General features: G+C 69.3%; 19 protein-coding genes. 9 read left to right on the forward strand and 10 right to left on the reverse strand.

Features of this window, described 5'->3' with window-relative positions; all coding sequences use genetic code 11:
* Nucleotides 1–59: 59 nt before the first annotated feature.
* From IG98_RS0119560 to IG98_RS0119575, 4 genes are all read right to left on the reverse strand, one after another.
* Complete coding sequence (locus IG98_RS0119560; RefSeq protein ID WP_030913817.1) at nt 60–317, reverse strand: hypothetical protein; 258 nt, start codon at nt 315–317, stop codon at nt 60–62.
* 50 nt (nt 318–367) lie between these two features.
* The gene (locus IG98_RS0119565; RefSeq protein ID WP_030913818.1) at nt 368–1,003 is read right to left on the reverse strand and encodes an NAD(P)-dependent oxidoreductase; all 636 of its coding nucleotides are present in this window, start codon (nt 1,001–1,003) and stop codon (nt 368–370) included.
* A gap of 206 nt (nt 1,004–1,209) precedes the next feature.
* Nucleotides 1,210–2,268: a DUF1648 domain-containing protein gene (locus IG98_RS0119570; protein ID WP_030913820.1), complete on the reverse strand. Its 1,059-nt coding sequence runs from the start codon at nt 2,266–2,268 to the stop codon at nt 1,210–1,212.
* Complete coding sequence (locus IG98_RS0119575) at nt 2,265–2,654, reverse strand: GntR family transcriptional regulator (protein ID WP_030913822.1); 390 nt, start codon at nt 2,652–2,654, stop codon at nt 2,265–2,267. The genes IG98_RS0119570 and IG98_RS0119575 overlap by 4 nt, the downstream gene beginning before the upstream one ends.
* Nucleotides 2,655–2,713: 59 nt before the next feature.
* Here IG98_RS0119575 and IG98_RS0119580 point away from each other — a divergent pair, with 59 nt between their 5' ends.
* From IG98_RS0119580 to IG98_RS0119590, 3 genes are read left to right on the forward strand one after another with little or no spacing between them, the layout of a single operon-like run.
* Nucleotides 2,714–3,070: a hypothetical protein gene (locus IG98_RS0119580; RefSeq protein ID WP_030913825.1), complete on the forward strand. Its 357-nt coding sequence runs from the start codon at nt 2,714–2,716 to the stop codon at nt 3,068–3,070.
* A complete protein-coding gene (locus IG98_RS0119585) occupies nt 3,067–3,939 on the forward strand; it encodes an ABC transporter ATP-binding protein (protein ID WP_030913827.1) in 873 nt (290 codons plus the stop codon). The genes IG98_RS0119580 and IG98_RS0119585 overlap by 4 nt, the downstream gene beginning before the upstream one ends.
* Complete coding sequence (locus IG98_RS0119590) at nt 3,936–4,730, forward strand: ABC transporter permease (protein ID WP_030913829.1); 795 nt, start codon at nt 3,936–3,938, stop codon at nt 4,728–4,730. Before IG98_RS0119585 ends, IG98_RS0119590 begins: the two co-directional genes overlap by 4 nt.
* A gap of 104 nt (nt 4,731–4,834) precedes the next feature.
* Here the strand turns inward: IG98_RS0119590 and IG98_RS0119595 are convergent, their stop codons facing one another.
* Nucleotides 4,835–5,170: a TraR/DksA family transcriptional regulator gene (locus IG98_RS0119595; protein WP_030913830.1), complete on the reverse strand. Its 336-nt coding sequence runs from the start codon at nt 5,168–5,170 to the stop codon at nt 4,835–4,837.
* A gap of 319 nt (nt 5,171–5,489) precedes the next feature.
* On the reverse strand, nt 5,490–5,864 hold the full coding sequence (locus tag IG98_RS0119600; protein ID WP_157594415.1) for a hypothetical protein: 375 nt from the start codon (nt 5,862–5,864) through the stop codon (nt 5,490–5,492).
* 186 nt (nt 5,865–6,050) lie between these two features.
* Here IG98_RS0119600 and IG98_RS0119605 point away from each other — a divergent pair, with 186 nt between their 5' ends.
* Nucleotides 6,051–6,548 carry a GNAT family N-acetyltransferase gene (locus tag IG98_RS0119605; RefSeq protein WP_030913832.1) on the forward strand — a complete coding sequence of 166 codons (498 nt, stop codon included), beginning with the start codon at nt 6,051–6,053 and terminating at the stop codon, nt 6,546–6,548.
* A 248-nt stretch (nt 6,549–6,796) separates the two neighbouring features.
* Here the strand turns inward: IG98_RS0119605 and IG98_RS0119610 are convergent, their stop codons facing one another.
* The gene (locus tag IG98_RS0119610; RefSeq protein ID WP_157594416.1) at nt 6,797–9,163 is read right to left on the reverse strand and encodes a M14 family metallopeptidase; all 2,367 of its coding nucleotides are present in this window, start codon (nt 9,161–9,163) and stop codon (nt 6,797–6,799) included.
* Nucleotides 9,164–9,757: 594 nt separating this feature from the next.
* On the opposite strand from IG98_RS0119610, the gene IG98_RS0119615 reads away from it, so the two are divergent.
* From IG98_RS0119615 to glgB, 3 genes are all read left to right on the forward strand, one after another.
* On the forward strand, nt 9,758–10,432 hold the full coding sequence (locus tag IG98_RS0119615; protein ID WP_051752469.1) for a hypothetical protein: 675 nt from the start codon (nt 9,758–9,760) through the stop codon (nt 10,430–10,432).
* Between the two features lie 3 nt (nt 10,433–10,435).
* The gene (locus tag IG98_RS0119620) at nt 10,436–11,653 is read left to right on the forward strand and encodes a copper amine oxidase (protein WP_030913835.1); all 1,218 of its coding nucleotides are present in this window, start codon (nt 10,436–10,438) and stop codon (nt 11,651–11,653) included.
* 185 nt (nt 11,654–11,838) lie between these two features.
* On the forward strand, nt 11,839–14,121 hold the full coding sequence (gene glgB / locus IG98_RS0119625; RefSeq protein WP_084195500.1) for a 1,4-alpha-glucan branching protein GlgB: 2,283 nt from the start codon (nt 11,839–11,841) through the stop codon (nt 14,119–14,121).
* An 81-nt stretch (nt 14,122–14,202) separates the two neighbouring features.
* Here glgB and IG98_RS0119630 read toward each other — a convergent pair whose 3' ends face one another.
* From IG98_RS0119630 to IG98_RS0119640, 3 genes are all read right to left on the reverse strand, one after another.
* A complete protein-coding gene (locus IG98_RS0119630) occupies nt 14,203–15,003 on the reverse strand; it encodes an SDR family NAD(P)-dependent oxidoreductase (RefSeq protein WP_030913837.1) in 801 nt (266 codons plus the stop codon).
* A 140-nt stretch (nt 15,004–15,143) separates the two neighbouring features.
* Nucleotides 15,144–15,497, reverse strand: a complete 354-nt coding sequence (locus tag IG98_RS0119635) for an ArsR/SmtB family transcription factor (protein WP_030913838.1) — start codon at nt 15,495–15,497, stop codon at nt 15,144–15,146.
* Entirely contained in the window at nt 15,494–15,940 is a 447-nt protein-coding gene (locus IG98_RS0119640) for an SRPBCC domain-containing protein (protein ID WP_030913841.1), read from the reverse strand. Before IG98_RS0119640 ends, IG98_RS0119635 begins: the two co-directional genes overlap by 4 nt.
* A 359-nt stretch (nt 15,941–16,299) precedes the next feature.
* Between IG98_RS0119640 and IG98_RS0119645 the strand changes: the two genes are divergently transcribed.
* Together IG98_RS0119645 and IG98_RS47070 are read left to right on the forward strand one after the other, a co-directional pair.
* A complete protein-coding gene (locus tag IG98_RS0119645) occupies nt 16,300–17,895 on the forward strand; it encodes a glycosyl hydrolase family 18 protein (protein ID WP_245651629.1) in 1,596 nt (531 codons plus the stop codon).
* 148 nt (nt 17,896–18,043) lie between these two features.
* Nucleotides 18,044–20,086, forward strand: coding sequence for a S8 family peptidase (locus tag IG98_RS47070; protein ID WP_169750149.1), 2,043 nt, complete (start codon nt 18,044–18,046; stop codon nt 20,084–20,086).
* Nucleotides 20,087–20,165: the final 79 nt, after the last annotated feature.

Raw genomic sequence — 20,165 nt, forward strand, 5'->3', positions numbered from 1 at the left:
TGGGGATTCTCAGCGTCTTCTTCTGCCGGGGGACTTGATGACGTCCCAGATCACGTGAGTCAGGACGCCAGGAACACCTCGTCGAGGTGCCATTCGAGGGTCTCGATATCTGGCCGGTCGTGCCGGTGTCGGGGAACGGCGATCTGGCTTCCGGCACGTCGGTAGAACTGCTCGCCGTTGCCGAACTCCTCGCGAAGCCGTGGGCTGACCCTCAGCCGGTACGTGGGATCGACGGCCAGATAACCGCGGTCGAAGAGGGTGTGGGCGCCTGATCGCGACAGCCCTCGCCGGCTGACCCCGCCTGGCAGGTCGTTCATGCCCGGACTCCCCGGCCTCCGGTTTCCAGAAACCGGGGAGCCCACCTCTCTCAGCCCTCCTCGACCCCGAGATGCGTGCCGTGGTGCTTCGGGGTGTCGATCTCGTCGAGCAGTGCGATCGCGAGGTCGGCGTAGGAGATGCGGCTGGCCGCGTCCGCCGGGGCCGTCCGGTACCGGCCGGTGCGCGTACCGCCGTGGTCGAAGTCGCCGGCCGGGCTGACGACCAGCCAGTCGAGGGTGGTCTCGGCCGCGCGCAACGTCTCCGTCCCGGCGGCGTGTCCCAGGTAGAACGATCGGTACTCCTGGGGATAGCCGGGGGTGTCCATCAGTTTCGCCCCGGAGGCGGTCTCCAGGGCGGAGGCCAGCCCGACCACCACCAGCCGCCCCACTCCGGCCTGTCCCAGACCGTCGATCAGGGCCCGCGTCGAGCCGGTGAAGAAGTCATGCGGGTCGACGCCCATATCGCAGGCGGCACTGATCGCACCGTCGTGACCTGCGGCGATCTTGGTGATCGCGGACGTGTCGGTGACATCGCCCGCGACGACCCGTACGCCCTCGGCCGCGAGGTCTCCATGCTTGGCCGGGTCGCGGACGACTGCGGTGACCCGGTGGCCACGTCCGCGTGCCTCAGTCACGGCCGCACGTCCGGCCCGGCCGCCGGCCCCGAAAATCACGATCTCGCTCATCGGAACATCCCTGTCGTCAGGGCCGGATCTCACGTTCCGGCCGCTGGCCCGGACGCTATCCGGAGCGGTGGTTACCACCGGGATACCGGATACCGGGGCGCCCTGGGCGAACCGCCGGCTCCCGGCATGTTCCACGAGCTCCGCCCGTCCGCGCTCTCACCGATCCGGTCCGGCGGCAAGCCGTCTCGAACACGACCCCCCGGCGGTCAGCCGATGCCGCGCTTCTGGGGCAGGTCGATGCCGCCGAACACGGTGGCCAGGACGAGCCCGGCGAGGCCGAGGACGACAAGGCCGAGCAGCAGCCAGGCGACGGGGTGCCCGAGGTTGAGCGTCCAGCTGGAGGAGCCCAGCCGGGCGTGGACGAGAAGGGCGGGGTCGCGCCGGTTGGCATAGATCGTGCCCGCGAGAAACCAGTACCGGTCATCGTCGCGCTGCGCTATCCCGGTGTCCTCCTCCTGTTCGTCGGGCAGGGCGGGCAGGCGGTGCCCTGCCTGGCCGACCTTCGTCTCCCACACCAGCCATCCGCCGAGCAGGGCGACCAACGGCAGCCACCCGGCCACCAGCCACCCGACCGTGTCCCCGACGATCCCCCATTGCCGCAACGCCCAGATGAGCAGGCTCAGATCGAGGCAGGCGGCGGACAGCAACGACAGGATGGCCACACCGCGCAGGTAGATGCGGTAGCGGCGAGCCGAGGACTTGGGCCGGGCCGCGTCGAGGTCGGGCCGGGCACGCAACACGATCAGGATCACGACGACGACCAGCAGGGTGAGCCCGGCCTGGGACAACACCGGTTCGAGCCATCCGGCCACGGTGCTGGACGACCACCAGCCGATCCCCGCGGTGAGCAGCACGACCGCCAGGGCGGGCGACCCCCATACCCACGGCACGCGGACCGGGTCGGTGCGGAAGGTCGTGTCCATGGTGACGCCCTGACGCCGCTCGCCCACCCATCCCCCGCCGCTCTTGGCCGCGCGGACCTTGAGATGGGCGCGGTAGTACAGCAGCAGATCGGCGGCGACCAGTACCCCGAGCGTCACCGCCGACTGCCCGGTGAGGATCGAGACCGCCGCGGCGACGACGGCCATCCCGACGACCAGGCGGGTGTAGGTGCGCCGCTGGGTGACGATCGCCGGGTCGCCTGCCCGCTCGGCGGTCACCCGCACCCCGAACGGCAGCGTCGGCCGCGCCAGCGCGGGCAGCACCAGCATGAGGCACGTGACCAGCGCGACCAGAGCGAGGTCGGCGGCGATGGACAGCATCATGGCCGTGTCCCGAAGCCGGCCACGATCGCCTCGCAGCGCCGTATCACGTCGTCGCGGTCCAAGCCGTGAACGGTGGCTTCCGCCAGGAGTACCCGCATTCTCTCTTCCCAGTCGTCGATGAATCCGGCCTCGGGCGGGCCGGTGTCGGCATCGCGGCGGATGACCGCGCCGCTCTTGCGGTTGATCCGGATGATGCCCTGCTGTCGTAGCAGGTCATAGGACTTGTTCACGGTATGGAAATTGATACCGAAGTCCGCGGCGAGCTGCCGCGTCGAAGGTAGCGGGTCGCCTTCGCGCGCCTGTCGGCGGGCGATCGCCTCCACGACCCGGTCCCTGATCTGCTGGTAGATCGGGACCTCGCTGTCCAGGTCAAGTGTCAGGTGCACATCGATACCCTATCTGATATAGAACTAATAGAACAGATACAACTCGCCAAGGAGGCAGCATGATCCAGGTACGGATTCACGACGGAACGCTGAGCGTGCACTTTCCGTCGTGGACGCGACTGTTCGTCAAGGCCGGCCGGGTGGACGTGCCTCTGGAGGCGATCGCCGACGTACACCACCTCGACCAGCCGCTCACCGCGGCCAAGGGGCTGCGTTCCGGGCTGGTGGTCAGCGGCTACATCAAGGTCGGCACCTGGACGTCCTTCGGCGGCGTCAAGCGGCTGGTGGCCGCCCAGCGAGGCGTTCCGGGCGTGCGGATCGTCCTGAGGCACAGGGTGGCGGGCGTCGACGAGCTGATCCTCGGCGTCCAGGACGCCCAGGAGATCCGGCGCCGGCTGACGCGGGTGCAGCGGTGAGCGTCGAGGCGCGCGGCCTGACCAAGGCGTTCGGCCCGGTATCCGCCGTCACCGACCTCACCTTCCAGGCCATCCCCGGCACGGTGACCGGCTTCCTCGGGCCGAACGGCGCGGGCAAGACCACCACCATGCGGATGATGCTGGGCCTGGTCGCGCCCACCTCCGGCACCGCCACCATCGACGGAAAGCGCTACGCCGACCTGGCCAGGCCGTCGGCGACCGTCGGCGCGGTGCTGGACGGCTCCGGCTTCCACCCCGCCCACACGGCCCTGCGCCACCTGCGGATCTACTCCCGTATGGGCGGGTACGGCAAGGCCCGCGCCCTGCGGGTCGCCGAGTTGACCGGGGTGTCGGCCTTCGCCGACCGCGCCACCCGCACCCTGTCCACCGGTATGCGCCAGCGCCTCAACCTGGCCACCGCCCTGCTCGGCGACCCCCACGTGCTCCTGCTGGACGAGCCGGGCAACGGCCTCGATCCCGAGGGCATCTCCTGGATGCGCACTTTCCTTCGCGATCTGGCCGCCGAGGGACGCACCATCCTGATCTCCAGCCACGTCCTCGGCGAGATCGAGCAGACAGCCGACCACGTCGTGGTGATACGTCAGGGACGACTGATCGCCACCGGTCCCATCTCCGAGCTGTACGGCAGGACAGCCGTGCGTGTCCGGTCACCGCAGGCGGACCGGCTCAGAGCCCACCTCACGGTCCCCACGGAGGTCCTGGGACCGGACACCCTGCGCATCCACGACATGACCACCGCGCAGGTCGCGACCGCCGCGGCGGACCGCGGTATCGCACTGCACGAGATCACCCCCGAACGCCCCACCCTTGAGCGGGCGTTCCTCGATCTCACCGGAGGCCACCGATGATCGCTCTCATCGCGGCGGAATGGAGCCGCCTGACCGGCACCAGACTGTGGCTGTGGGGCCTGCTGGCCGCCCTCGGCAGTGGCGCCTTCACCGGGCTGCTCGCGCTCATCGGGCCGGAGAACTTCACCCCGCCCATGCCGGGCCTGGACACGGCCGAAGGCGTGCACGTCATGCTCGGCCTGCTCGGGTTCACCATGTTCATCCCCGCCCTGCTCGGGACGGCCGCGGTGACCACCGAACACCGGCACCGGACCATCACCACCACGGCACTGTTCGCCCCCCGGCGGTGGACCTGGCTGGTGGCCAAGCTCCTCACCTACACCGGAAGCGGACTCGCCTACGGCCTCATCGCCTGCACCGTCGCCGCCGGCGCCCTCTTCTCCGCGTCGGCGCTCAAGGGTGTCGCCCTTGGTCTGCCCACGAGCACCGTCCTGGCACTCCTGGCCCGCATCGCTCTGGCCATGGCCGTCTACACCCTGCTCGGCGCGGCGGTGGGCGCGATCCTGCGCAACCAGGCGGCGGCACTCGTCACCGTCGGCGCCTACCTGTACATGATCGAGACCGTCCTCATGCTCATCCCCGGCGTCAAGGCGGTCTACCCCTACCTGCCGGGCGGCGCGACCGCCGCGCTGACCGGATTCACCTACCTGGCCGACGCCATCGCCGGCCAGACCGGCACCTCGGCCACCACGTTGCTCTCCGCGCCACTCGGCGCCGCCGTACTGCTGGCCTATGCCCTGATCGCCACCGCCATCGCCGTCGCAGCACCACTCAGGCGAGACATCACCTGAACGATCCGCTGGAACACCCGGTGATCCGGCAGCGGGCCGATCCCCCGGCCGGTGCGGCGGCCCCGCCCTGTCCGGCGGCGGACAACGGGCGGGGCCGCCGGGGGTCAGCGGGCCTCGTGGCGCCGCTGGCAGGCGATGCAGTACCGGGCGAGCGGACGGATCTTCAGCCTCTCGAAGGGGATGTCCGCGTCGCAGCCGACGCACCGGCCGTAGGTGCCGGCGTCAAGGCTCTCCAGTGCCCGCCTGGTCTCCGCGAGGTCGCGGCCCGCGGCGGCGAGGGCGACGAGCTCGTCCTGCCGGGACGCGACCTCCCCGTCCTCCACCGAGGCTTCGAGCTCGTTCACCCGGGTGGTACGCCACAGGAGCTGCTCGTCCAGTTCCTCGCGGATGATCCGGACCTGCACGCTGCTGAGACGGGTGCCCTCACTGTTGACTGACATGATCGGAAGTCCTTTCCAAAGCTGAGAACGCCAGGCGGCGCAGGTGGCCGCGCTCGTCATCGAGTTCGCCCGGCGGGGCCTGGTCGCGGCCTCGCGGGCATGGCGTGAAACCGGGCCGGGGTACGGCCCGATGGAACCTGCGGGGTATCGGCCGGGGCAGGGTGCACAGAGCCGCGGCCGTTCCACGGCTCTGTCCGGTGACACGCGGACGCGGCGGACGGCAGAGCGCGCACCCGGGTGTTTCGGTGAACACCGGCGCGCGTACGCCACCCGCCGGTCGAGCGCGTGGCCCGACAGGTGGTGAAGGGGAATGGATCGGCTAGATCAGGGGCGGGCTGCGCGAGCCCGAGGTCCGGTGGGTGGCCAGCTGGGGGCTGCGCACCATGTCCGGATCCCGCCACGCGGGGGACAGGAGCGGTAACAGGTTCGCCAGATCGGAGGCGGAACGCTGGTGCAGCCGCCGGAGGGCCGGCATGTGCTCGAAGGCGCCGGCGGATGCCCGTGGCATGGTCGACGACTGTTCGAGCCACTTCCCGGGCTCCCGGATGTCGCCGATCGCTCCGGCGGACCGCAGGGCGGGGCCGCCGCCGTACGAGGCCGGGGCCAGGGCGGCAAGCAGGAGGGCGGCCAGAACCAAGCCCACCACCACGGACAGGGCGGTGGACTCACGTGGGGTTCGCCACGAGGTCGCCATGCTGCCGACCATAGCCCAACCAGCGAAAACAGGCACACGCCCAGCCCGGCGCCGCTGGACTCGCCGGCCCAGGGCCCGCCGGCGTGTCGGCGGCGGAAGCGACCTCTCCGCCCGGTCCGTCCAGAAAGATCTACCGGCAAGCAGGAGTTCAGCAGGTGCCAAGGCGGGCGCGTCAGGCTGTTCCGTATGTCGTTCCTACCAAGAACCCATGAGATTCCCGCGGGTGTCGAGCATGAGCGGTTCCGCATCCGGCCCATCACGGTGCACGACGCGGTACGTGACTTCGACGCCGTGATGAGCAGCGCCGCCCGGCTCCGGGAGCGCTTCCCGCTGTGGGGCGGCTGGCCGCTCGACGACATGACGCTGGAGGACAACCTGATCGATCTGGCCTGGCACCAGAAGGAGGCACTGCTGCGCAGATCGTTCAACTACGCGGTACTGAACCCGGAGGGATCCCGCCTGCTCGGCTGCGTCTACATCGACCCCCCGGAAAGGCAGGGGGCCGACGCCGACGTGTCGTTCTGGGTGCGGGCCGACGAGGAGGGCACGGGCCTGGAGGAGGAACTGGAGCCGGTGGTCCGCGCCTGGTTGCGCGAGGCGTGGCCGTACACCTCGGTCCGCTGGCCCGGCAGGGAGATCTCCTGGCAGGAGTGGGATCTCCTGCCGGGCGCGCTCCGGAAGTAGGGGCTCCGGCCACGGGCGGGAACGCGGGTGAAAACGCGGGAGCCCGTGGCGAAGGCGGTCGATCTCACGGCGGGCGCCGGTCGGTGCGGCCTCGACCCATCCCAGCGCCCGGCCGATCTCGGCCGCGAGACGGTCGATCTCACGGCGGGCGCCGGTCGGTGCGACGGCGCCCGTACGGCCGTACGGGGCGGTGAACGGGCGACGGCCGCCGGTCCATGGACCGGCGGCCGTGCGGGCGTCAGGTGGGGTCAGCGGGCTTCGAGGACCTTCACCTTCTCCTTGCGGTAGTTGTTGCCCCTGCCGTCGGGCTTGTAGTTGTTCTCGACGTTGCCGGCGATGTCGACGGCGAACCAGTGCACCTCGGTGGTCTTGTCGACGGTGATCTGCTGCGCGCCCTCTCGCATTCCCGCGGCGGCGAGCTTGGCGGAGCTCAGCGTCGGGCGGCTGCCGTCCAGCGTGTAGTACACGTTGGCGGGCTCGTTGGTCTTGAAGGTGAAGGTGGCCGAGGTGCCGGTCTGCCCCGTCACGCTCAGTTCCGACTTCGGCTGCTTGTTGTCGTCGGAGAAGGACCTGGCGATCTCCAGGATGCCGATCTGGCCGGCGGCGAACTCCATCGCCTCCTCGTGACCCTCCTCGAACGACGGCTGGAAGCCGACCGCCTGGAAGCGCTTGGTCTCCGGGTTGTAGACGTCCGCGCCGACCTCGAAGTCCCAGCCGATGATGCCCCGGTTGAACCAGTGCTCGTCGGCGCTGTTACCGGCCGCGGAGTACAGCACGTCCGGCACCGGACCGGTGCGGCCCGGCCAGATCGCCGTACCGCGCCAGGACTGGACCGCGGACAGGATGTGGTCGGAGGCCTTCCAGAAGAAGTTCTCCGTGCCGTAGTCGACCCGCGGCAGCAGCTCGCGCCCGGCGGCCTTGTAGGCACCCGGAGGCCACATGAAGTAGCCGCCGTAGGAGTGCGTGTTCATCGCGAACTTGATGTTCGGGAACTGGGTGGTGAGCCAGACCTGGTTGCGCGCCTCCGGCTCGGACAGCTCGGCCGGGCCCGCGAAGGTGTCGCTGGTGCAGACCGTCGAGGCACCGCTGTAGCCGTCGTACACCGAACCGACCGAGAAGTTGCGGTTCAGGTCCACGCCCCAGGAGTTGCGCCGGGCCGGGTCGCCGTTGTTCACGTCGCAGTGGTTGAACATGTTGCGGCGCTGCATGTTGTAGTCGTACATGCTGTAGTGCCCGCCGTCGGGGTTGGACGTGGGCAGGATGAAGATGTCGAGGTCGTCGACCAGCTTCTTGGTCTCCGCGTCACGGGCGTAGTTGCGCAGCAGCCGCTCGGCGGTCTCCACGCAGACCAGCGGGGTCACCCATTCGCGGGCGTGCTCCTGGCAGTAGAGGAACACGCCGGTCTTCGAACCGTCGCGCTTCTTGCCGATGCGCAGGGCCTTCATCTGGAACGGGTCGCGCGAGACGGCGGCCGGCGCCTTGAGGTTGTCCGTCAGCCTCGTCGCCGCCGCGGCGGCGACGAGGCCGGTGCCGGCGTTGCCCCGGTAGGTGGCGGCGGTCAGCAGCGCCGACGCGGCGGCGTCGCCGTTGAGCGCGGTGACCACCTGGACGGCGGTGCTGTTGATCGCGCCGGACGCGTCGGTGCCGAGGTTGACCACGACGTCCTTGCCGCTCACCGAGACGCTCAGCGCGGCCGAGGCGGCGCCCGGCTTCACCAGGGCGACACTGATGTCGTTGCCGCCCTCGTGTCCGTAGGCCTTCGAGCTCACGTAGAGCGTGCTCGCCGCGACCGTGCCGAACTGGGCCTGCGCCGCCCGGCGGTAGCCGTTCGTCTTGTTGGGCAGGTCGACGATCTGGCTGATCTTCGGGAACTCCGCGGCCAGGGCGGTGATCCGGTTGGTGAGCTCGGTGGGGTCCATGTAGCGGTCGACGAAGTCCGCGACGTAGTGCTTGCTCGGCGCCTTGCGCTTCTCACCCAGCCACTTGGTCACCGGGACCGTGACCGATCCACCCCGGTTGCTGGTGATGGTGACCTTGGTGGGAACCGCGGTGAGGGCCAGCGGCGAGTTGAACCGGTGGTACATGTACTGGCCGGCGTCGGTGAAGCGCGACATCGTCGTGGTGCCGCCCGAGTCCGGGGCCGTGTCCTTTCCGCTGTCCCAGGTGGCGGTGAGCACGGTCTGCGCGTCGGTGGCGCTCGACTTCACCTCCACCGCGAGGAAGTGCTGGCCGTCGAGGCTGGTGAACCACTCGGCGCGGAGCGGGGTCAGCGTGTCGGTGTCCGCCGCCGCCTCCGCCGCCTTGGTGAGCGCCTCCTGCCGCGCGGCCCTGTTCTCGGCCACGTCGGTCTGGTCGGAGATGGCACCGCGCACGTCGAAGCCGAGGACGCGCAACTCCTGCGCCTCCTCCGGGCTCAGCACGGCGTGCACCTCAAGGCCCTCGTCGACGGACCTCTTGTACTCCGCGAGGTCGACGTCCATGGTGTTGAGCCGGTCGACGGCCTCCTGGTCGGGGACGATGATGCGCAGCAGCGCCACGCCGTTCTGTTCTGTGCTGGGCTGCCGGTCGGGGGCGACCTCACTGGCTTGCGGCGCCGGGTCGGCCAGTACAGGCATCGCGCTGAGGCTGAGGGCAAGGGGTAGGGCGAGTACGACCGCGACGCGACCGACTCTCCTCCCGTTGAGGGGGCTCCTCATGAAAAATTCCTCCAGTTCGCGCACACCCCAGATAGTTGGTCATTCTGGAATGAAGTGCGCAATTGGTAAGAATCCTCGCCAGAGGTCGAATATTCGTCAAGGCCCCAAAACGGCATATCAGGCGTGCTTAAATTCTGTAAGCAAACATTCACATGAAGGTTATATATGATTTATGCCATTCAGCCCAGAACCGTGGTATATAGCAAAGATCAATAGCCTGCCAAGTAAGTACATCACGTAATTGATGGCTGTTTGGGCGATTTATGGCTGTTAGTGGTCGTATGTCGCTATCGCAACCAGGTGCGATCCTGGTGATCGACGACCGCCCGCCACCGTCGCCCCCCCGCCGTCGGCCTGGGCGGCCCCCGAAGCTCTCCTGGAGCAAAAGGCCATCAAGTTCCACAAACCTCGGCAACACCCACCAAAAACGCAATACGCCTTTAGACCCGCCACCCCCTCCCCCGATCGCTACCCTTCGCAATGAAAAGTCAACGGTGAGTAAAGAGGGCGCTCATGGGGCGAAGGTTGATCGTGACGGCGATCGCGGGGGCGGGGGTGGCCGTCGTCGCCGGCGCGCTGCTGTTCGTCTCCGGCGAGCAGGGATCACAGGCGGCGCGGTCCGCCCCGCGGATGCCCGCGCGGGAGGATCCACTGACCGGCCAGGAGGTCGCCCAGGCCACCGCCATCGCGTCGGCGGGCTCCAGATCGCACCTGGCAGCGGGGCGGATCAAGCTGCTCTACGTGGAGCGCGACGACGACAAGGACACCTCGGACCGCCGCCGTGCGGACGCGTATCTCTACGACTACGGCAGTGACCGGCTCATCGTGCGGACCGTCGACCTCGGCCGGGGCACCGTCGTACGGGAGACGACGGCTCGGGGGGTGCAGCCGCCGCCGTCGAAGGAGGAGGAGACGACGGCCGCCGGGCTCCTGCTGGCCCACCCGGGGTACGGCAAGGTCGCGCGCGAGGCCTACACCAGGGCGGGGGGCGGGCAGCTGGGGTCGGCGGCGGACCTGGGGCTGCGCGGGCTGATCTTCACCCCGTCCGGCGAGAAGGGACCGGCCAGGCAGTGCGAGGTCCACCGGTGCCTGCGGCTGTTCGTCCGGCTGCCCGACGGCACCTGGCTGGACACCAGCCGGCTCGTCGTCGACCTGTCCGCCAAGAAGATCCACACCCTGGAGTGGTAATCAGTGTTCCTCCGTCTCGCCCTCTCCTGCGCCCTGCTCGCCGGAACTCTCACCGCCCCCCGGACCGCACCGGCACAGGCCGCGCCGATACCGCCGCTCCCCTCGCCCGGCGCGTCGTCCGGCGCTCCGGCGGAGACGACCGCCGCGCAGCCCGGTACGGCACCGTGTAACGCGCCGTACCGGATCGACAAGACGCTGCCCAACGGGGCGCGCTGGCAGCTCTGCTGGGAGATGCGCAACGTCGAGGGGCTGACCCTGACCAGGGTCGTCTACACGCCGAGGAACCAGCGGCCGATCGCCGTGCTGCGCAGCACCTCGCTGGCCCAGATCCACGTGCCCTACGACAGGGGCCGGCCGCGCTACCACGACATCGGATCGCTGGGTTACACCGCCATCCCGCTCCGGGCCGCCGACTGCCCGCTCGGCGAGCGTCGCGAGCAGTTCGTCTGCGTGACGACCAGGGCCCGCGGCCACGCGTACCTGAAGTCGGTCCCCGACCAGCCGAACCTGACGGCCCAGGGGCGTGACCTGGTGGTGTTCGCCGCCTTCCAGGTCGGCTGGTACACCTACCTGGCCGAATGGGCCTTCTCCGACGACGGCGCGATCACCCCGCGGGTGGGGGCCACCGGGTCACTCGCCGGATTCACCACCACGCCGGAGCACGGCTGGCCCATCGGGGTGGGCGACGACAGGTTCGAGGCGAGCCACACGCACAACATCTTCTGGCGCCTGGACTTCGACGTGGCGGGCCGGGCCGACGACGTCGTGGAGCAGTACGACTTCAGCGGCTCGGGCACCGCGAACCGGCGGCTTGAGCGGACCACGTTCAGCACCGAGGCCAAGGCCGTCAGCAGGCCGATGCGCTGGTGGCGGGTGGTGGACCGCAAGGTGCGCAACGCCGACGGGCACCGTGTCTCCTGGGAGATCAACAACTCCGACAGCGCCCAGTACCGGGGCCCCGCCGACGAGGCCTTCACCCGGGCCGATCTCTACGTCACCGACTACCGCTCCTGCGAGCGCCTGGCGAGCGTCAACCCGACTCCCCAGTGCGCCAAGTCCGTCGACCGCTACACCAACGGCGAGCGACTGACCGACCCGGTCCTGTGGGTCAACGTCGGCTACCACCACGTCCCCCGCGACGAGGACGCCGATCCCATGCCCAGCCACTGGCAGGGCTTCCGCATCACCCCCCGCGACGTCACCGCCAAGAACCCGTACTGACCCGTGCCGGTCACCTCCGATGACCGGTAGAGGGCGTTCGATCTACCTCACATAACCGACAATCGCTACTTTTCTCTCATCCAGATCTGCATGTTTTCCCAACACGCATGGTGATAGCGGACATGGGCATGGGTTGGGACACCCGAGTAGGGCAAGGTAGGGCTATCGATCTACGGGAGTGAGTCATGAACGCGCACTTGGACCTGGACCGGCTCGCGGGCGGAGCGCACCATGATCCGCACTCGATCCTCGGGGCGCACCAGGGTCCCGAGGGCGTGACCATACGGACGTTGCGCCCGCTGGCACAGCAGGTCCAGGCCCTCGTGGACGACAGGGCCCACGACATGAGGCACGTGGCGCACGGTGTTTTCGCGGTGACGATCCCCGGCCTCGACAAGATCCCCGACTACCGGCTCCGGATCGCCTACCCCGATGCCGAGCCCTACGAGACCGACGACCCCTACCGGTACTGGCCCACGCTGGGCGAGATGGATCTGCACCTCATCGGCGAGGGGCGCCACGAGCGGCTCTGGGAGGTCCTCGGCGCGCGGGTCATGCGGCACGAGGACACCGAGGGCACGGCCTTCGCGGTGTGGGCGCCCAACGCCCGCGGCGTCCGGGTCATCGGCGACTTCAACCACTGGGACGGCACCGCGTACCCCATGCGCTCGCTCGGCAGGTCGGGCGTGTGGGAGCTGTTCATCCCCGGTCTCGGCCCCGGCGACCGTTACAAGTTCGGCATCCTCGGCTCGGACGGGATCTGGCGGGCCAAGGCCGACCCGATGGCCCGGCGTACCGAGACGCCGCCCGCGACCGCGTCGGTGATCGAGAAGTCGGAGTACACCTGGCGGGACGAGGAGTGGATGCGGCGCCGCGCCGGCAGCGTCGCGGTGCGGGAGCCGATGAGCGTCTACGAGGTGCACCTCGGCTCCTGGCGCCCCGGCCTGTCGTACCGGGAACTGGCCGTCGAGCTGGTCGACTACGTGGTGGACATGGGGTTCACGCACGTGGAGTTCATGCCGGTGGCCGAGCATCCGTTCGGCGGTTCCTGGGGCTACCAGGTGACGTCCTACTACGCGCCGACCGCCCGGTTCGGCTCCCCCGACGACTTCCGCCATCTGGTCGACAGCCTGCACGAGGCGGGCATCGGGGTGCTGGTCGACTGGGTGCCCGCGCACTTCCCGATGGACGACTGGGCGCTGGCCAGGTTCGACGGCACCCCGCTGTACGAGCACGCCGACCCCGCGCGGGGCGAGCACCCCGAGTGGGGCACCTACATCTTCGACTTCGGCCGCCGGGAGGTGCGCAACTTCCTGGTCGCCAACGCGGTGTACTGGCTGCGCGAGTTCCACGTCGACGGGCTGCGCGTCGACGCGGTGGCCTCGATGCTCTACCTCGACTACTCGCGGCGCGAGGGCGAGTGGACGCCGAACGAGTACGGCGGCAGGGAGAACCTCGACGCGGTCGAGTTCCTCAAGGAGATGAACGCGGTCGCCTACCGCGAGGCACCGGGCATCGTCACCGTCGCCGAGGAGTCGACCGCGTGGCCGGGCGTCTCACGTCCCGTGCACCTGGGCGGGCTCGGCTTCGGGTTCAAGTGGAACATGGGCTGGATGCACGACACGCTCGCCTACCTCAGGCACGAGCCGGTCTTCCGCCAGTACCACCACCACCAGATGACGTTCTCGCTGATGTACGCGTACTCGGAGAACTTCGTGCTGCCGCTGTCGCACGACGAGGTGGTGCACGGCAAGGGGTCGCTGCTCGGCAAGATGCCCGGCGACGAGTGGCAGCGGTTCGCGAACCTGCGCGCGCTGTTCGCCTTCATGTGGGCCCACCCCGGCAAGCAGTTGCTGTTCATGGGCGGCGAGTTCGGCCAGGGCTCAGAGTGGTCGGAGGAGCGCGGGCTCGACTGGTGGGTGCTCGACTTCGACGGGCACCGGGGGGTGCAGCGGCTGGTCCGCGACCTCAACCGGGTCTACAAGGACTCTCCCGCCCTGTGGAGCGTGGACGCCTCCCCCGAGGGGTTCCGCTGGATCGACGCCGACGACGCGCTGGGCAACGTGTTCTCCTTCCTCCGCTACGCCGAGGACGGCTCGGCGGTGGCCTGTGTGGCCAACTTCTCCGGCGCCCCGCACGAGAACTACCGCCTCGGCCTGCCCTTCCCCGGCCTGTGGGAGGAGGTGCTCAACACCGACGCCTACGACTACGCGGGCAGCGGCGTGGGCAACCTCGGCGCCGTCGAGGCCGTCGAGGAGCAGCGCCACGGCCTGCCGTACTCCACCACACTGCGCGTCCCGCCGCTGGGCGCCCTCTGGCTGCGCCACCCCGGCATGCCCGAGCCCGCCGTGGAGCCCGCGGCGGACGAGCGCGCGGTGAAGATCGCAGGAGAGCGACCGGACAGGCGAGCCGCGACCGGGTCGCCCGCCGACGAACCGAAGGAGCGCCAGGAGGCCGAACCGGCCTGATCGCAGCTTAACAAGATTCGTACACAGTATCGAATATTTCCCTGCCCTCAAGATCGAGAGGCGTGGTGATCTTCGATACAACTAGTCCACAATGGAGCCGGCAGTCAGGTTGGCGATCGCTCCTGTCATCGTTCGCGCGCGGTCCGAGGCGGCGAACGCCGCGTACTCGGCCACATCCTCTGGGGTTGGCAGACGCCGGAGCAAGGTCCCCTGAGCCGCGAGACCGGCGAGCCACTCATCCGCGGTGGCGCCGGCGCGGTCGGCCATTCCGTCGAACGCTTCGGCGACATGCGAGAGACCCAACGACGCCGGGATCGCGTTGGGCCGGATACAGACGACGCGCACTCCGTCGGGGCCGAGCTCACCCGCCAGGATGCGGGAGAAGGCTTCGACTGCGGCCGATGCGACGCCGTTGCCCAGAAAGCCGCTTCCTGTCAGGCGAGCACCTGGGGTGGACAAGGTGAGAACAACGCCTGAGCGCTGAACCGCCAGGTGCGGAGCGGCCGCCCGGGTGGTGACGAACAGCGTGCGCAGATACCCGTCGACCGGCGCCATGAACTGGTCGACGCTGAGTTCGGCGAGCGGTGGCCCTTGCACATGGCGGATGCCGACCGCGTTGACGAGGATGTCGAGGTGCCCGGCCCGGTCGATTACCTGGTCTATGTGGCGGCGCACGTCGTGCTCGTCAGCGGCATCGGCCAAGGCTGCCTCCGCCCGGCCGCCATCCTCGGCGATGCTTTGTACCACACGATCCAGCGGGGGACGTGTGCGCCCGGCGACGTACACGTGAGCGCCTTCCCGCGCGAAGATACGCGCGATGGCTCCCCCGATGACGCCTCCCCCGCCATAGACGACGGCGACTTTCCTGTCCAAGAGTGTCATGATTCAGCCCTTATCTTGTAGGTGCGGCCGCACTCACGCAGGAGGTCCAACCAGCCCGCGTAATGCGAGGCCCCTTCCTCGTCCGGAGACCTGATGGATCTCGGCCACGGCCGAGCCGGATACGCAGACCGCAACCCGGGCTAGCGCGAATCCCTCTCTGCGGCCTCGGCGACGCGTTTGATGTTCGCCAACCGCCGATCCCAGTCGGCCGCGAGCGCGGCCATCCACCGCGCCGTCGCGTCCAGCGCCGCGGGCCGCACCGTATACCGCACCTCACGTCCGACCCGGCCGCCGGAAACCAGCCCGGCGGCGTCCAGGACGGCGAGGTGCTTGACCACCGCCTGCCGCGAGACGGGGAGTCGTTCGGCGAGCGTCGTCGCGGTGACCTCGCCCAGTGCGGCGAGCAGATCAAGCAGCTGACGTCGCGTCGGGTCGGCCAGCGCGACGAGGACGCTGCCGACCGCCTCGACGGCGCCGTGACGTTCGTCCGTCACACGGATGACTGTTCGGCGCGCATCTTGAGTGCGTCAAGTTCCTGGGGCCAGCCGCCGGTGTTGTTCTTCACCGCCTGGCAGCGCAGTTCCTCGGACCCGGCCAGCGCCGCGAACCCGCTCTCGACGACGCGGAGCCGCGTCTTGTCGCCTTCCGGGGTCAACGTGAACTCCACGAGGGTGCTGTTGCCCTCGCGCAGTTCTTCTCCGGGGAACGCGCTGGCCCAGCGATACGCCAGGTACGTCGGCGGCTCGACCTTCTCCACGCGCACCGGGAAGTCGCCGTGCTCGGCGTTTTTCGCCACCATCGACTCGCCTTCCTTGGCCACGGTGCCGGGCAGGCTCGCCTTGTCGGCCACCCAGAACCCGGGTTCGGCCACCAGCGACCAGACCCGCTCCAGGGGTGCCGCGATCAGGGTTTCGCGTTCGATTCGATCCTCGCTCATCTGGGAACTCCTTCACTCTCGCCATTTGGTGCAACCCCAGAGTTGCATATCGACTCTCTCAGGCGCAACCCAAGGGTTGCACTTCGATCGAGCCGGCCCGGCCGACTTCCGCGCGAACCCGTCCCGTTCATCGATCAGCACGCCAGGGCAGACAGCACCTGGACACCGAGCGTGGCGGCCACCACCGTCCGACACCCGTGCCACCCGTTACGCCTCCCGCTTCTCCCAGAACCTTAAATCGGCCTTATATCCGTGACCGAGGCATTGACCGTCGGCAAAGGAGAACCTACGCTCAGGAAACTAATAGGAAACTTTCCTATGAGTACGGGGGCCAGCCACTATCTGACCTGGAGCGACCCTTGCGACGAATTACCATCGGCTCCTTCATCGCAGCGGCGGCGCTGCTGGTTCCCCTGGGGATCGGCAACGCGACGGCCGCCACACCCGCAACCGCGACGTACTCGACCGCCTCCGACTGGGGCTCCGGCTTCGAGGGCAAGGTCGTCGTCAAGGCCGGCACGAGCGCGCTGACCAGTTGGAAGGTCGAGTTCGACCTTCCCGCCGGCAAGTCGATCAGCTCGGCCTGGGACGCGGACCTGACCAAGAGCGGGAACCACTACACCTTCGTCAACAAGTCGTGGAACGGCGCACTGGCGGCGGGCGCCTCGGTGAGCTTCGGCTTCAACGGCGCGCCCGGCGGGGTGTCCGGCGTGCTCAACTGCACGCTGAACGGCGCCGGCTGCGACGGCACCGGCGGCCCCGACCCGACGCCCACCCCGACGGTGACCCCGACGGTGACCCCCACCCCCACGCCGACCGTGACCCCGACCGTCGACCCCTCTGCCAAGAAGCTCATCGGCTACTTCACCCAGTGGGGCGTCTACGGCCGCAACTACCACGTGAAGAACCTGGTCACCAGCGGTTCCGCGAGCAAGCTGACGCACATCCTGTACGCCTTCGGCAACACCACCGGCGGCAGGTGCACCATCGGTGACTCCTACGCCGACTACGACAAGGCATACACCGCGGACCAGAGCGTCGACGGCGTGGCCGACACCTGGGACCAGCCACTGCGCGGCAACTTCAACCAGCTCCGCAAGCTGAAGAAGGCGTACCCGAACATCAAGGTCATCTGGTCCTTCGGTGGCTGGACCTGGTCCGGCGGCTTCACCCAGGCCGCGGCCAACCCGACCGCCTTCGCCGACTCCTGCTACAACCTGGTCGAGGACCCGCGCTGGGCGGACGTGTTCGACGGCATCGACATCGACTGGGAGTACCCCAACTCCTGCGGTCTCACCTGTGACAACAGCGGCCCGAACGCGTTCAAGAACGTGATCTCCGCGCTGCGGGCCAAGTTCGGCACCGGCAACCTGGTCACGGCGGCCATCACCGCCGACGGCTCCACCGGCGGCAAGATGGACGTCGCCGACTACGCCGGCGCGGTCTCGAATCTCAACTGGCTCATGCCGATGACCTACGACTTCTTCGGCGCCTGGGACGCCAAGGGCCCGACGGCTCCGCACTCGCCCCTCACCGCCCTCCCCGACCCCACGAAGCCCGGCTTCTACTCCGACGCCGCCATCCAGAAGCTGAAGGGCAAGGGCGTCCCGGCCAACAAGCTCATGCTCGGCATCGGCTTCTACGGCCGCGGCTGGACCGGCGTGACCCAGGCGGCTCCCGGCGGCACCGCCACCGGCCCCGCCCCCGGCACCTACGAGCAGGGCAACGAGGACTACAAGGTCCTCAAGACCAAGTGCCCGGCCACCGGCACCGTCGCCGGCACCGCCTACGGCTTCTGCAACGGCCAGTGGTGGGGCTACGACACCCCCGCCACCATCACCGGCAAGATGACCTACGCCAAGAACCAGGGTCTGGGCGGTGCGTTCTTCTGGGAGACCAGCGGCGACACCGCGAACGGTGAGCTCATCACCGCCATGTCCAACGGTCTCAAGTAATATCCCAATCACTCGACCCTCCGTGTGCGTCACGCCGCGGGGGGTCGAGCAGTTTCTGAGAAGATCCTCAAAATCCGGGGCAAAGTATTCACTCGTCGCATACAGCTGTTTAGACTCCGAAACGCCCTTTGATCCCCCCGGAGGACGTGTGCGAGTTCGAGCCCTGGTGGCCCTGGCGTTGGTTCTCACCATCGCACCCGCGGTACCCGCCCTCGCCGAGAACCCTCCGGCTCCCCCGGGTGCCTCCGCGAGTCCGTCCCCCGGCCCGGATGGGACCGCGCCCGCCGACGTACCGGCCCCTCCCGCCGACGGCGAGCCCCCGCCCGGTGACGGGCCTGGTGACGGGCCTGGTGACGGCGAGCCCCAGCCGAAGCTGGAGGCGGGGCTCGCCGCGGAGAGCGACGGAACCCGGGTGATCGTCGAGCTGGCCGCCCCCGAGGAGGCGGCTCCGGTCGCCGGGGAGGCGGAGCGTCTCCCCGATGCCCAGGTCGTCCTCGAACCCGCCGACACCTCGTTCATCGTGGTCGAGGGCAGTGGCGAGTCGCTCGCCCAGCTGGCCGAGGACCCGCGCGTCCTGTCCATCCGCCGCGACCGCACCTACTCCCCCGCCGCACTGGGCTCGCTGGGCTCGCTGGCCTCCAGCCTGCAGGTGGTCGGCGCGGACAAGGCGCACGCCGCCGGGGTCAGGGGGGCGGGCCAGACGATCGCGATCATCGACACCGGGATCGACGCCGACCACCCCGACTTCGGGGGCAAGGTCGTGGAACAGGCCTGCTTCTCCGCGACGGACGAGGGCGCGCAGTCGCTGTGCCCGAACGGGCAGACGAGCGACCCCGGATCCGCCGACGCCGAGACCCCCGCCTGCGTCCACGAACAGGTCAACCTCTGCGACCACGGCACCCATGTGGCGGGCATCGCGCACGCCGTCGCCCCCGACGCGGACATCGTGGCGATCCAGGTCTTCAGCAGGTTCAACGACTGCGACGAGACGGGCGGGGCCTGCCTGAGCGCGTTCGAGTCCACCATCCTGCTCGCTCTGGAGCACGTCGCGAAGCTCAAGGAGGGCGGCAGGAACGTCGCCGCGGTGAACCTCAGCCTCGGCGGCGGTCTCTACGAGAGTGCGTGTGACGCCGAGCCCGAGGTGGCGTCGATGAAGAACAGGATCGACGACCTTCGTGCCAAGGGCGTGGCCGTGGTGGCCGCCGCCGGGAACGAGGGCGTGTCCGGTGCCGGGGCTCCCGGCTGCCTCTCCGGCGCGGTGACCGTGGGCGCGACGGGCGACGACGACACCATCCCCTACTGGTCCAACTACGGCTCCGTGCTCGACCTCTTCGCTCCCGGCCTGGAGATCGACTCCGCGGTGCCGGGCGGCGGCCACCAGGTCTACAGCGGCACCTCGATGTCCACCCCGTTCGTCACCGGCGCCCTGGCGCTGATGGCCCAGAAGGCACCGGGCACCCCGGACGCGCTGGAGACCGCGCTGAAGACGGCGGGCCGGCAGATCACCTATGACAGCGTGACCACTGCCCGCCTCGACCTGAACGCCGCGATCACCGGGGGCACTCCCGGCGACCCCATCACCCGGACCCCTCCCCCCGACCCCTCCGACTCCCCTGAGGACCCGTCCGAGGAAGCCGACCCGGAGCCCAGCCCGGAACCGAGCTCGGGTTCCACGCCCACCCCAACGCCGACCGACCCGGTACCGACACCGATCCCGCTGCCGACGGTGACGGTCACCGTGACGGTGACCGTCCCCCCGACCCCCTCGACGGCGGCCCCCACGGTGTGCACCCGCGGTAAGTCCACCAAGACGCTGACCGTCGCGCAGTGGGCGACGGAGATCAGCCGGGGCTCCGGGACGATCCCGGACGCGACGCTCGGCTGCTACCTCGGTCTGGTGAGCAAGGCCAGCAAGGTCTTCTCCGAGGTCACCCGCGCCTCCACCCTGGGCACCGCCTACAAGGTGCTCAAGCCCGCCAAGAAGACGTCGAAGGCCAAGCTGGAGGGCGAGCTGCTGGCCGCCTGGCTGAACTGGGCGAACGGCGGGGTGAACTTCACCGCGAAGATCAAGGAGACGGCGACGCTGAAGACGGTCCTCACCTCGGTGGAGAAGCAGCGCCTGAAGGGCAGCACTCCCGCCGCGTCCACCTCGCTGCTCAAGAAGAAGGTGAACGCCCGCCGGGCCGGGTGACCCGGCCGTCGCACCGGGTACTCGGACACCTGCCGGGCCGAACAGGCCCGGCAGGTGAATCTCGCCACACCCGCAAGTC

Origin of the sequence: Streptosporangium amethystogenes, from assembly GCF_000721075.1 — a bacterium.
Lineage (GTDB): Bacteria > Actinomycetota > Actinomycetes > Streptosporangiales > Streptosporangiaceae > Streptosporangium > Streptosporangium amethystogenes.